The following is a 12,592-nucleotide window of genomic DNA, read 5'->3' as shown; positions in this document are numbered from 1 at the left end:
GTGGCGCGCGAGCCGTCGCGGCGCATGGCGGCCAGCTCGGCCTGCGCGGTGGCGAGCATCCGGGCCAGCGCCGGCAGGGTGGCCGCGTCGAGGCGGGCCTTGAGCCGTTCGGCGCGTTCGATCAGCGCCAGCTCGGCGTGCAGCGCGGCGGCGCCGGTGGCCGGCTCGTCGACCGGTGTGGGGAGGGGGCTCATGGCCCCGACGGTGGTGTCCACGCCCATGCTCTAGTAGAACACACGTTCGACTAAACGTCAAGCCGCGAGGGCGCCGGCACCGCACTGCCGCGGCCTGGGCCGCTGGGCGCTACAGGGCCACTCCACGCGCCCGCAGGAGCGTGTAGCCCACGAAGGCGACGACATCGAGGAGCGTGCGGCATACTCCCCGAGCGGCTGCGCTCAGGCCGTGACGCGCAACGTCGACGTGCGGTCCGGGCGGACGACGACCTCGACCCGGTCGGCGACCCGCGACTTGAGCTCGGAGACGTGGCTGACGATGCCCACCGTGCGTCCGCCCTCACGCAGGCCCTCGAGGGTCTTCAGCACATCGTCGAGGACGTCGGGGTCGAGCGTGCCGAAGCCCTCGTCGACGAAGAGGGTGCCGAGCTCGACCCCACCGGACTCGGCCCGGACGACCTCGGCAAGGGCCAGGGCGAGGGACAGCGAGACGTAGAACGTCTCACCTCCGGAGAGGGTGCCGACCTCGCGGACCTGGTTGGTGTGCAGGTCGTGCACCCGCACCCCGAGGCCCGACTTGGCGTTGCCCTGCTTCTCGTCGGTGTGCTCCAGCGTGTACCGGCCGCCGGAGAAGCGGGAGAGCTCCGCGTTGGCGGCAGACAGCACCTCGGTGAAGCGCCGGATGAGGACGTACTTGGCCAGGTCGAGGTTGAGCTGGTTGTCCCCTCCCCCCGCCACGAGCTGGCCGACCCGGACGGCGTCGGCCGTCTCCCGCATGACGCCCGCGGTGTGCGTCAGGGCCTCGGTGATGTCGGCGACGCGCGACCGGGTCCGTGCCAGCTGGTCGCGCAGGCTGCCGTGCTCTGAGGTGGCGCGCTCCAGGTCGGCCTTCGCGGCCCCCGCAAGCGCCCGCAGCTGCGGGAGGTCGTCGAAGAGCGCGTCGAGCTGGACGTCGGCGAGCTCCGGTCCGGAGAGCCCGGCCTTCACCTTGATGCACTCAGCCTCGAACTCCCCGATCGCACGCGACTGCTCGGCGATCCACTCCGAGCTCTGCCGCGCCTGCGCCCACTCCTCGAGCGAGGCGAAGCCGGCGAGCGAGAGGTCGCTCGCGAGCACCGCCTCGTCGTCGTGCACGGCGCGTCGGGTCGCCTCTGCCTGTGCCAGCGCGTCGAGCAGCTCCGCGAGCCGGCCCGCCTCCTCGGCGAGGCTGTCGCGCCGGGCGGCCACGGACTCGAAACCGGCGCGCGCCTCGAGCACCGCCGCGCCGTCGGCGGCGATGCGGGAGTCGAGGTCGGCGATAGCCTGGCCGAGCCGCGTGCACTCGTCCCGCAGGCGTCCCGCCTGCGCGGCGAGCTCGTCCTCCCGGTCCCGCAGGAGCCCCAGCGTCGCGGTCAGCTGCTCGGCCGCGGCCGCGGCTGCGCCGGACTCGGTCAGCCTCGTGGCGGCGGCCTCGACGGCGCGGCGCGCGTCGTCGACGTCGAGGCCCTCCGCGCGGGCCGCCAGCTCGCGTTCTCGCACGCGGGCCCTGCCGAGCGCCTCGGTCCGCACGCGCGCCGCCTCGTGCAGTGCGGCGACCCGCGCCTCCTCGGCGGCCACCTGCTCGGGGGTGACCGCGCCGTCTGACGGCCGCGCCGGGGACGGATGCTGCAGCGACCCGCACACCGGGCACGGCTCGTCGGGAGCGAGCGCGAGCCCGAGCTCGCCGGCGATGGCGTCGATGCGGGCCTGGCGCAGCCGGGCCAGTGACCGCTCCGCCCCCTGGACCTCCTCGAGGGCCGCGGTGGCCTGCCGCTCCAGGCCCGGCAGGGCGGCCGCCGCCGCGGCATGGGCGAGCGCGGCCTCGAGGCGCCGGCCCGCCCGCTGCGCCTCCTCGGTGCGCACGTCGAGCAGCGCCACGAGTCGCTCGGCCTCGGACAGCTGCTGCTGCGTCTCGGCCCGGGCCCCCGGCAGCCGCCCCAGCTCGGCCGACACGGTGCTCACCCGGTCGGTGCAGGCCCCGAGCGCGTCCGCCTGCTCGACTCGCTGCTGCCGCAGCCTGACCAGCGCCGCCTCCGTCTCCGCCGCGGCGCTCAAGGCACCGATCGTCTCGCGGCAGGCGGTCAGCGCCTCTCGGAGGGTGGGCGCGTCGCCCTCGCGCAGGTCGGCGGCGACCCGGGACCGGGCGCGGGCCAGGGCCGCGTCCGCCTGCTTGGCGGCGGCGGTCGAGGTGGCGAGCGTGCGCACCGCGCCCGCGACGGGGTGGGCCTGACGGGCGAGCTCCACCCGGGCCCGCAGCGCCTTCATCTCGACCGCTCGCCCTCCGAGGGTCTCGTCCTGGCGCTGCAGTTCGAGCAGCCGCTCGCGCCGCTGCATCCGCAGGGTGGCGTCGCCGACCATGTCCGCCATCTGGCGGTGGCGCTCGATCGCCTCGCGGCTGGCCTTGCGGGCGTGCCGCTCGCGGGTGGCGAGCTCGTCGACCACCTGGTCGAGCTCCCCCGCCAGCGCGTCCGGCTCGGTCTGGGCCGTCGTGACCAGGGCGTCCCGGGCGGCCTCGTCGAGTCCGGCGCACACGGCGAAGGCGTGGATCGCGCTGCGGATCTCGTCGACGGCGTCCGCCCGGCGGGCCGCCGCCGCCCGGCCGGCCTCGACGACCGACTCCTGCACCCGCCGGAAGAAGGCGGTGCCGAAGACCTTCTCGAGCAGCTTGCCCTTCTCCTCTGAGCGGGCCCGCAAGAAGGTCGCGAACTCCCCCTGGGGAAGGATGACCGTCTGGACGAACTGGTCGCGGGTGAGTCCCACGGCCCTGGTGATCTCGTCGTCGCAGTCGCCGATGTTGGTCGAGAGCAGGTCGCCGCCGGTGAGGTCGTCGGGCGAGCCGATCCGCCACAGCTTGACGCTCGGCTGCTGGACGGTCAGGCCGTTGCCGTGCTTCTTGGGCCGCTCGAAGCGGGGAGTGCGGCGCACCCGGAACAGCCCGGCCTGGGTCTCGAAGACGAGCGTCACGACGGGCACCGTGTCGGGCGCGGCGTGGTGGGAGTGGATGCGCTCGACGTCGGCGCAGGCCTGGGCGACCCGGCCGTACAGGGCGAAGGTGATGGCGTCGATGATCGTCGACTTGCCGGACCCGGTGGGCCCTTCGAGGAGGAAGAGCCCGGCCCGCCCCACTCGCGCGAAGTCGATGGTCTCGGTGCCGGCGAAGGGACCGATCGCCGTCATCTCCAGCCGGTGCAGCTGCACGTCAGGCCACCTCCTCCGCGTGGATGGCGGCCCGCGCGGCCTCGTAGCCGGCGACGAAGACGTCGACCTCGCCCTCGCTCGCGACGGTCCTCGTGACGTACGACAGGAAGTCGGCCCCGAGCTCACGCGGGTCCCGCTCGCTGACGGGCGTGCTGCCGGCACGGCCGCGGTCGATCGCTCCCTCCGGCTCGTGGAAGACCTGCAGGGCGTGGGGGAAGCGCGACCTCAGGCGGTCGAGCAGGGAGTCGGGCCGCACCCGGTCGGTCACGGTCACGCGAACCCAGCTGTGCTCGTGGGCCTCATGGGCGGGGTCGGAGAGCAGCTCCTCGAGCCGGCCCCGCAGCGTCGCCATGGGCCGCGGCTGCGGGATCTCGACAGGGGTGACCAGCGGGGCGCCCTCGAGCGGCACGTCCACGAGGAGCACGACCTTGCGCTGGCTCTGCTCCGAGAAGGAGTAGCGCAGCGGCGAGCCGCAGTAGCGCACGACCGACCCCTCGGCGGCCTCGGGGGACTGCGGGCCGTGGAGGTGCCCGAGGGCGGCATAGTCGAGGCCGGCGAAGACCGTGCCGGCGACCCGGTCGACGCCACCCACGGCGATCGACCGCTCCGAGTCGCTCGGCTCGGCGCCCGCCACGAACGCGTGGGCGAGCACGACCCCGCGCCGTCCGGGCCGTCGGGCGAGGTCGGCGCGGATCCGGTCGCAGGCGGCGCCGACGACGGCCTGGTGCGAGCGCGGCAGGGGCTCCTCGGCCTCCGGGGCCAGGGCGACCCGGGCGTGATCGGGGTCGAGATAGGGGATGCCGTAGACGGCTGCCCGCACGCCTGCGCGGCACTCGAGCTCCACCGGCTGGTCGAGCAGGGCGAGGTCGGTGATCATGCGGACCCGGTCGGTGAACAGGGCCGCGCCGTAGCCCAGCCGGATGGCGGAGTCGTGGTTGCCCGAGATCACCACCACCGTGGTCGTGCGGGCGAGTCGGGCGATGGTGCGCTCGAAGAGCTGCACGGCCTCGACGGGCGGCACGCCCCGGTCGTAGACGTCACCGGCGAGCAGCACCGCGTCGACCGGCACGCCGCCCGGGGGCTGCTCCACGAGCTCGCAGATGCGGTCGAGCACGCCGGCCTGCGCCTCGTGCAGGTCCACCCCGTGGAGGGTGCGCCCGAGGTGCCAGTCGGAGGTGTGGAGCAGCCGCATGCCACGACGGTATGCCGCGCCACCGACAGTGCCCTGCCCGACACCCCGGCCGGGGGGCAAGGCGGTGGAGGGGCAAGGCGGCGGTGCTGGTGGATGATGGCTGCCCGCGTAGGCGAAATGTGTCCGCGGCGGCGGCATACCGCTGGCGCGGACACTTTCCGCCCGCGGCTGCGCAGGTCACCGTGGCCGGCGGGCCCTCAGTCGTCGGCCGGGTTGAAGAAGCCGAGGATCATCGACACGAAGGTGATGACCAGGCTGCCCACGACGGCATCCCAGAAGAAGTGCTGCACGTGGAAGGCCAGCTGGAACTGGCCCGCCAGCCACGAGGTCAGCTGCAGCATGAGCGCGTTGACGATGAAGACGAAGAGCCCCAGGGTCAGGATGATGAAGGGCAGGCTGAGCAGCTTGGCCACCGGGCGCACGAAGGCGTTGACGAGCCCGAAGATGAGCGCCACGATCGCGACGGTCCGCACGACCGCCCACGTGTCCGGGCTCGTGCCGAACGTGATGCCCGGGACGAGCCACGCGGCGATCCAGAGGGCGACGCCGTTGATGGCGGTCTTGACCAGGAAGTTGCCCATGCCCGGATCATGTCACCAGCAGGCCCGGGTGGTCGTCGCTCGGCAGCCGTGGCTGGAACATCGCGTTGAGCCGCAGCAGGTCCGGCGTGACGACCTTGAGGGAGCCCACCGCCTCCCCGACCGGGACCCGCTCGATGCGCCCGTTCTGGAGCGCGACCATCTGCCCCCACGCGCCGTCCGCCGCCGCCTCTACGGCTGCCACGCCGAAGCGTGTGCCGAGGATCCGGTCGAAGGCGACCGGTGAACCGCCGCGCTGGATGTGGCCGAGGACCGTCGTGCGGCTCTCGATGCCGGTGCGCCCGTGGATCTCGCGGGCGATGGCGTGCCCGATGCCGCCGAGCACCTGGTGGCCGTAGACGTCCACCTCGGGCTCGGGGATCTCGAAGGTGCCCGGCTTGGGCAGCGCACCCTCGGCGACGACGACGATGGTGGCCCACCGGCCCTTGCGGTGCCGGTTGACGATGCGCTCGCACACCTCGTCGAGGTCGAAGGGCTCCTCGGGCACGAGGATGAGCGCCGCGCCCCCGGCGAGGCCGGACCACACAGCGATGTGGCCGACGTGCCGGCCCATGACCTCGCAGACGAGCACGCGGTGGTGGGACTCGGCGGTGGTGTGCAGCCGGTCGATGGCGTCGGTGCAGATCTGCACCGCGGTCTGGAAGCCGAACGTCATCTCCGTGAGCGGGATGTCGTTGTCGATGGTCTTCGGCACGCCGATGACCGGGAAGCCCTGCTCGTGCAGCCGGTTCACCACGCCCATGGAGCCCTCGCCGCCGACGCCGATGATGGCGTCGAGGCCGTGCCGGTCGTAGGCCTTGCGGACGCGCTGCAGCCCGTCCTCCCGGGAGAACGGCTGGTCGCGCGACGTGCCGAGGATCGTCCCACCGAGCGGGAGGATGCCACGGCACCGGTCGACGTCGAGCAGCTCGTAGTCGTTGTCCATGACGCCGCGCCAGGCGTTGCGGAAGCCGATCACCGTGCTGTCGTAGGTGACCTCCGCGGCGCGGACCGCGCCGCGGATGACGGCGTTGAGCCCGGGGCAGTCGCCGCCCCCGGTGAGGATGCCGATGCGCATTCGATGGGTTCCTTGCGTGCTGAGGGGTCGTGGTCGTGCGTCGTGACGGCGCTGGGACGACGGGTGTGAGCCTAGCCACAGTCGGGGGTATGCCGCAGGGCCCTGTCCGGAGCGCGGGCACGCGGGGGGTCCGGATCAGGCCGCCAACGGCCGCCGCCGGCCGGCAATCCGGCCGCCGCCGGCCCGCAATCCGGCCGGCCATAGAGTGACGGCCATGGAGAAGCACGCCTCGAGCAGTCCACCACCGGTGCGTCTGCGAGCGGTGCTGGCCAGCCTGCCGGACTACAAGCCCGGCAAGCCGGCCGCCGCGCCGGCCGGCGTCACGGCATACAAGCTGTCGTCCAACGAGAACCCCTACGGCCCGCTGCCGTCGGTCCTCGCCGCGGTGTCGGAGGCGGCGACGAGGATGAACCGCTACCCGGACATGACCGTGACCGCGCTGACCGAGCGTCTCGCGCGGGCGCTCGGCGTGCCGCCCGAGTGCCTCGCCTTCGGCACGGGCTCCGTGGCCGTGCTCGCCCAGGTCGTCGCAGCCGCCTGCGACGCGGGCGACGAGGTGGTCTTCGCGTGGCGCTCCTTCGAGGCGTATCCCATCGTCACCGAGCTCGCCGGCGCCAAGGCCGTGATGGTCGGGCTCGACGAGCAGCAGCGGCACCGCCTCGACGCCATGGCGGCGGCCATCACCGAGCGGACCCGCGTCGTGCTGCTGTGCACCCCGAACAACCCGACCGGGCCCGCCGTGCACGTCGACGAGGTGCGCCGGTTCCTCGCGCGGTGCCCGACCGAGGTGCTCGTCGTGATCGACGAGGCCTACGCCGAGTTCGTGCGCGACCCTGACGCCGTCGCCGGGCTGGAGCTGTGGCGCGAGCACCCCAACGTCGTCGTGCTGCGCACGTTCTCCAAGGCCTACGGCCTCGCCGGCCTGCGGGTCGGGTATGCCGTCGCCCACCCTCCCGTGGCGGCAGCGCTGCGCAAGACGGCGACGCCCTTCGGGGTCAACTCACTCGCCCAGACCGCGGCGATCGCCTCGCTCGACGCCGCCGAGGAGCTGCTGGAACGGGTCGAGGCTCTCGTCGCCGAGCGCGAGCGGGTCGCCCAGGAGCTCGCCGACCAGGGGTGGACCCTGCCGCGGTCCGAGGCGAACTTCGTCTGGTTTCCGCTGGGCGCCGAGTCGACGGCCTTCTCGCAGGCCTGCGAGGCGGCTGGGCTCATGGTGCGCCAGTACGGCGACGACGGGGTGCGCGTGACCATCGGCGAGCCGGAGGCGAACACCCGGCTGCTCGACGTCGCGGCCGCGTTCGGCGCCCGCTGAGTCGGTCTCGCCGACCGATCCCGACCCGGGCCGGCCATCAACTGGCGGATCAGCTGGCGTCCGGTGCTGTCCTGGCGACACCGTCCGCCAGTTGATCCGCCAGTTGATCCGCCGGCGGCGACTGCCGGCCCACCAGGCACGGCGCACCGGGCGGGGCGCGGCCCTGGCGCGTTCCGCATTGTGAGATTCCCGGGATGCTCCGGTACGTTGCTGCCGAGGACGCGCAGCGTTCGCCGTCACCCTCGGCGGGCCCTGCAGCCACCCACAGCCGACGAGCGGGAGACCTCCGTTCGCGGGCCGATCGAGCAGGCCGGACCCCGGTGTCCGGCGAAGGAGCCCCAGTGAGCGACAAGGCCGTCGCGGAGCTGCACGAGCCGACCCCATCGGTCGGCGACGGCGGCCCGGACATGATCCAGCTGCTGACCCCGGAGGGGCAGCGCCTGACCCACCCGGACTACGACAGGTACGTCGCCGACCTCACCGCCGACGACCTGCGCGGCTTCTACCGCGACCTCGTCCTCATCCGCCGCCTCGACGCCGAGGGCTACGCGCTCCAGCGCCAGGGTGAGCTCGGCCTCTGGCCGAGCCTGCTGGGGCAGGAGGCGGCCCAGGTCGGCTCGGGCCGCGCGCTCAAGCCACACGACTTCGTCTTCCCGACCTACCGCGAGCACGGCGTCGGCTTCGTGCGCGGCATGGACCCGCAGAGCTCGCTGCAGCTCTTCCGGGGCGTCAGCCAGGGCGGCTGGGACCCCAAGGAGCACAACTTCCACCTCTACACCATCGTCATCGGGGCCCAGGCGCTGCACGCGACGGGCTACGCGATGGGCGTGAAGATGGACGGCGACGTCGGCACCGGGGACCCCGACCGCGACACGGCGGTCATCTGCTACTTCGGCGACGGCGCGAGCTCACAGGGTGACGTCAACGAGGCGTTCGTCTACGCCGCGAGCTTCGACGCGCCCGTCGTGTTCTTCTGCCAGAACAACCAGTGGGCGATCTCCGAGCCGGTGACCAAGCAGACCCGCATCCCGCTGTTCCAGCGGGCCCGCGGGTTCGGCTTCCCCGGAGTCCGTGTCGACGGCAACGACATCCTCGCGACGTATGCCGTGACCCGGCACTGCCTCGACGAGGCCCGGGCCGGCAACGGCCCGCTGCTCATCGAGGCATACACCTACCGGATGGGCGCCCACACGACCGCCGACGACCCGACCAAGTACCGCGTCTCCGCCGAGGTGGAGCAGTGGAAGTTCCGGGACCCCATCCTGCGCCTCAAGAGCCACCTGGTCCGCGAGGGCATGGCCGCCGACGCCTACTTCACGGCCGTCGACGAGGAGGCCGACCGCTTCGCCGCCGAGCTGCGCCAGGGCTGCATCACCATGCCGACGTTGCCCGGCGAGACGATGTGGGACCACGTCTACGCCGAGGACCATCCCGTCATGGAGGCCGAGCGGGCGGCATACCTCGCCTACCAGGCCAGCTTCGAGGAGGCGAACTGATGACCGCGCAGCTCGAGCGGCTCACCCTCGGCAAGGCCATCACGGCAGGCCTGCGCAAGGCGATGGAGAAGGACGACCGGGTCGTGCTCATCGGCGAGGACATCGGCAAGCTCGGCGGGGTCTTCCGGATCACCGAGGGCCTGCAGAAGGACTTCGGCGAGGACCGGGTCATCGACAGCCCGCTCGCCGAGTCGGGCATCGTCGGCACCGCGGTCGGGATGGCCCTGCGGGGCTACCGGCCCGTGTGCGAGATCCAGTTCGACGGCTTCGTCTACCCGGCGTTCGACCAGATCGTGAGCCAGGTCGCCAAGCTGCACGCCCGCAGCCTCGGCGCGGTCACGGTCCCGCTCGTCATCCGGATCCCGTTCGGGGGCGGCATCGGCTCGCCCGAGCACCACTCGGAGTCGCCGGAGGCCTACTTCGCCCACACGGCCGGCCTGCGGTCCGTCGCGTGCTCCAACCCCGAGGACGCCCACTGGATGATCCAGCAGGCCATCGAGTGCGACGACCCGGTCATGTTCTTCGAGCCCAAGCGGCGCTACCACGACCGGGCGGAGTTCGACACGGCCGCCCCCTCCGCGCCGCGGGGGCTCTTCGAGGCCCACGTCGTGCGGCCCGGCACGGACGTGACCGTCGTCGCCTACGGGCCCACCGTGAAGACGGCCCTGGAGTCCGCCGCCGCCGCCGAGCAGGAGGGCACGTCGATCGAGGTCGTCGACCTGCGCTCGCTCTCGCCGCTGCCCATCGACACGGTCGTCGCGTCGGTGCGCAAGACCGGCCGCCTCGTCGTGGTCCACGAGGCGAGCAGCTTCCTCGGCATGGCGGCCGAGATCTCCGCGCAGGTCACCGAGCGCTGCTTCTACGAGCTCGAGGCGCCGGTCATCCGCGTCGCGGGAGCCAACATCCCCTACCCGCCGAGCCGGATGGAGGAGCACTTCCTCCCCGACCTCGACCGGATCCTCGACGGCGTCGACCGCGCCCTCGCCTACTGACGTATCGGATCGGAGTGCCATCGATGGCCGTTCAGACGTTCAAGCTGCCCGATCCCGGTGAAGGCCTCGTCGAGGCCGAGATCGTCGAGTGGAAGGTCGCCCCGGGCGACACCGTCAAGGTCAACGACATCGTCGTCGAGGTCGAGACCGCCAAGTCGCTCGTTGAGCTGCCGATCCCGTGGTCGGGCACCGTGGCGCAGATCCTCGTCGACGTGGGGGCCACCGTCGACGTGGGTACCCCGATCATCACGATCGACGACGGCACCGGTGCCGGCTCGGGCGACCCGGGCGGCATGGAACAAACGGGCGTCTCGCCCGCCTCGGGCGCCGCGCAGGAGTCGGCCAAGGAGTCGGCCAAGGAGTCGACCCAGGAGTCGGCGCAGGAGTCGGCGCAGGAGGCGACCCTCGTCGGTTACGGCGCCAAGGCGGGCGCCTCCGCCCGTCGCTCGCGCAGGGCCGCTGCGGGTGGACCCTCCGCAAGCAGGGGTATGCCGCCCAGTGGGCAGTCCGTGGCCGCGGCCTTCCAGCCCGGCCCGGCCGCGGTGGAGGCGGCCTCGCCGGCAACACCCACGGCGGCGGAGCCTGTCGCGGCGCCGGCGCGCCACGCGCAGCCCGCCACCGGACCGGCCGTGGAGCCGGCGGGGGGTCGGCCCAAGGCCAAGCCGCCGGTGCGCAAGCTCGTCAAGGATCTCGGGATCGACCTCGCGGCGGTCACCCCGACGGGGCCCGACGGCATCGTCACCCGGGAGGACGTGCAGGCGTTCGCGGCTCGCCCCTCGGCGCCTCCGGCGCCGGCCGGGGCACCGGTCGCCGGCCCGGCGGCATACGCGCCGGTCGGCGACCGTGAGGTGCGGATCCCCGTCAAGGGCGTGCGGAAGATGACGGCCCAGGCGATGGTGGCCTCGGCCTTCACGGCGCCGCACGTCACCGAGTGGGTCACCGTCGACGTCACCCGGACGATGGAGCTGCTCGACCGGCTGAGGGCCGACCGCGAGTTCGCGGACGTCAAGGTAACGCCGCTCCTCGTCCTCGCCAAGGCCCTGCTGGTCGCGATCCGTCGCCACCCGGGCATGAACGCGACCTGGGACGAGGCGGCGCAGGAGATCGTGCAGAAGCGCTACGTCAACCTCGGCATCGCCGCCGCGACGCCGCGCGGCCTCATCGTGCCCAACATCAAGGACGCCGACCGGCTCGACCTGCATGGGCTCGCCGTCGCGATCGGCGGGCTCACCGCCACGGCGCGCGAGGGGCGCACGCAGCCGGCCGACATGGCGGGCGGCACGATGACGATCACCAACGTCGGCGTCTTCGGTGTCGACAGCGGCACGCCGATCCTCAACCCCGGGGAGAGCGCCATCGTGGCCTTCGGCGCGATCCGCAAGCAGCCGTGGGTCGTCACCGCCGCGGACGGCACCGACGAGATCGGCATCCGGCACGTCACCACGCTCGCCGTCTCCTTCGACCACCGGCTCATCGACGGGGAGCTCGGCAGCCGCTTCCTCGCCGACGTCGCCGCCCTCCTCGAGGACCCGAGCCGCGCGCTCGTCTGGGGCTGACCGGGGCCCGGGTCAGGCCGGCAAGGCCTGCTGCGCCTGCTTCGCCTGCCGGATGTCGACGAGCAGGGCGGACGTGAGGTCGTCGCCGACCTCCACGAGGCGCTGGATGTCGATGGCCTCGTGGCGCTCGGCCACGGTCGGCTCCTTCGTCGTCCTCACGGTGTCGGCGTCGCGGTCCGTGACGGCCGTCGCCAGCTCGAGCCGGAGCGCGGGGTCGAGTGCCCCTCCAGGGCGCTTCGCGCGGGCGGCCACCTCCACGGCATACCGCTCGGTGTCCGCCGCGACGGCGTGGTCCTCGGTGGTGAGCATCCGGGCGGTGCGGGCGAGCAGCGCGGCACCCCGCTCGAGGTCACCGTCCCCGACCTGGGCCACGGCCCGCCCGAGGAGCGGGCGGTCACCGGAGAGGGCCGCCTCGGCCAGCAGCCCGAGCCGCACCCCGAGGAGGCGCTCGGAGGTGCGGGTGTTGCCGGCGTCCCGGCCGAGGGGGACGACGAGCTCGTCACGGGTCGCCGTCTGGCCCATGGTGTCGAGCAGCTCGCGGCCCGCCTCGTCGGCCGTGTGGACGGTGTCGCGCAGCGGCAGCTCCCGGATGAACAGCGTCGCGGCGAGCGCGAGGGCGAAGGGCACCAGACCCCAGACGAAGACGGCGTGCAGCGAGTCCGCGAGGCCCTGCTGGACCGCGCGGGCGATGGCGGGCGGCAGCGAGGAGAGCGCGGCCGGGTCCAGCACCGAGCCGGCGCTCAGCGTCGTGCCGGACGAGGCGAGCTGCTGTCGGGCCGCGGCGGGCAGGTGGGCGGCGATGTTCGTCGACAGGCCGCTCGTCATGATCGTGCCGAAGACGGCGATGCCCACGGTCGAGCCGACGTTGCGGAAGAACTGCGTCGAGGCCGTCGCCACGCCCAGGTCCTTGCGCTGCGAGGCGTTCTGGACGATGAGGGTGTAGACCTGCAGCGCCATTCCCAGCCCGATGCCGAAGACGACCATGGCGAGCGTGAGCTG

General features: G+C 73.3%; 9 protein-coding genes and 1 pseudogene. 4 read left to right on the top strand and 6 right to left on the bottom strand.

Annotated features, from left to right (window positions below; translation table 11 throughout):
• From VFJ94_RS02710 to VFJ94_RS02690, 5 genes are all read right to left on the bottom strand, one after another.
• A partial coding sequence (locus tag VFJ94_RS02710) for a hypothetical protein (RefSeq protein WP_325002641.1) occupies window positions 1–194 on the bottom strand: 194 nt, incomplete at its 3' end.
• Between the two features lie 201 nt (window positions 195–395).
• Complete coding sequence (locus VFJ94_RS02705; RefSeq protein ID WP_325002640.1) at window positions 396–3,389, bottom strand: SMC family ATPase; 2,994 nt, start codon at window positions 3,387–3,389, stop codon at window positions 396–398.
• Between the two features lies 1 nt (window position 3,390).
• On the bottom strand, window positions 3,391–4,581 hold the full coding sequence (locus VFJ94_RS02700; RefSeq protein WP_325002639.1) for an exonuclease SbcCD subunit D: 1,191 nt from the start codon (window positions 4,579–4,581) through the stop codon (window positions 3,391–3,393).
• Between the two features lie 197 nt (window positions 4,582–4,778).
• Window positions 4,779–5,162 (bottom strand): phage holin family protein, encoded by a 384-nt coding sequence (locus tag VFJ94_RS02695; protein WP_325002638.1) that lies wholly within the window; start codon window positions 5,160–5,162, stop codon window positions 4,779–4,781.
• 7 nt (window positions 5,163–5,169) lie between these two features.
• Window positions 5,170–6,237 carry an ATP-dependent 6-phosphofructokinase gene (locus VFJ94_RS02690; protein ID WP_325002637.1) on the bottom strand — a complete coding sequence of 356 codons (1,068 nt, stop codon included), beginning with the start codon at window positions 6,235–6,237 and terminating at the stop codon, window positions 5,170–5,172.
• 214 nt (window positions 6,238–6,451) lie between these two features.
• Here VFJ94_RS02690 and hisC point away from each other — a divergent pair, with 214 nt between their 5' ends.
• The 4 genes from hisC to VFJ94_RS02670 all read left to right on the top strand — a co-directional run bounded on the left by hisC (window position 6,452) and on the right by VFJ94_RS02670 (window position 11,593).
• Window positions 6,452–7,549: a histidinol-phosphate transaminase gene (gene hisC / locus VFJ94_RS02685; protein ID WP_325002636.1), complete on the top strand. Its 1,098-nt coding sequence runs from the start codon at window positions 6,452–6,454 to the stop codon at window positions 7,547–7,549.
• 341 nt (window positions 7,550–7,890) lie between these two features.
• Window positions 7,891–9,045, top strand: a complete 1,155-nt coding sequence (pdhA, locus tag VFJ94_RS02680) for a pyruvate dehydrogenase (acetyl-transferring) E1 component subunit alpha (RefSeq protein WP_325002635.1) — start codon at window positions 7,891–7,893, stop codon at window positions 9,043–9,045.
• Window positions 9,045–10,037, top strand: a complete 993-nt coding sequence (locus VFJ94_RS02675) for an alpha-ketoacid dehydrogenase subunit beta (protein WP_325002634.1) — start codon at window positions 9,045–9,047, stop codon at window positions 10,035–10,037. Before pdhA ends, VFJ94_RS02675 begins: the two co-directional genes overlap by 1 nt.
• A 23-nt stretch (window positions 10,038–10,060) precedes the next feature.
• Window positions 10,061–11,593, top strand: coding sequence for a dihydrolipoamide acetyltransferase family protein (locus tag VFJ94_RS02670; protein ID WP_325002633.1), 1,533 nt, complete (start codon window positions 10,061–10,063; stop codon window positions 11,591–11,593).
• A 12-nt stretch (window positions 11,594–11,605) separates the two neighbouring features.
• On the opposite strand, the pseudogene VFJ94_RS02665 reads toward VFJ94_RS02670, so the two are convergent.
• A pseudogene (locus tag VFJ94_RS02665) lies at window positions 11,606–12,592 on the bottom strand (MFS transporter); the annotation flags it as partial.

Source organism: Intrasporangium sp. (assembly GCF_035688975.1).
Classification (GTDB): Bacteria; Actinomycetota; Actinomycetes; order Actinomycetales; family Dermatophilaceae; genus CALMNV01.
This window is presented reverse-complemented; position numbering and strand designations above follow the sequence as displayed.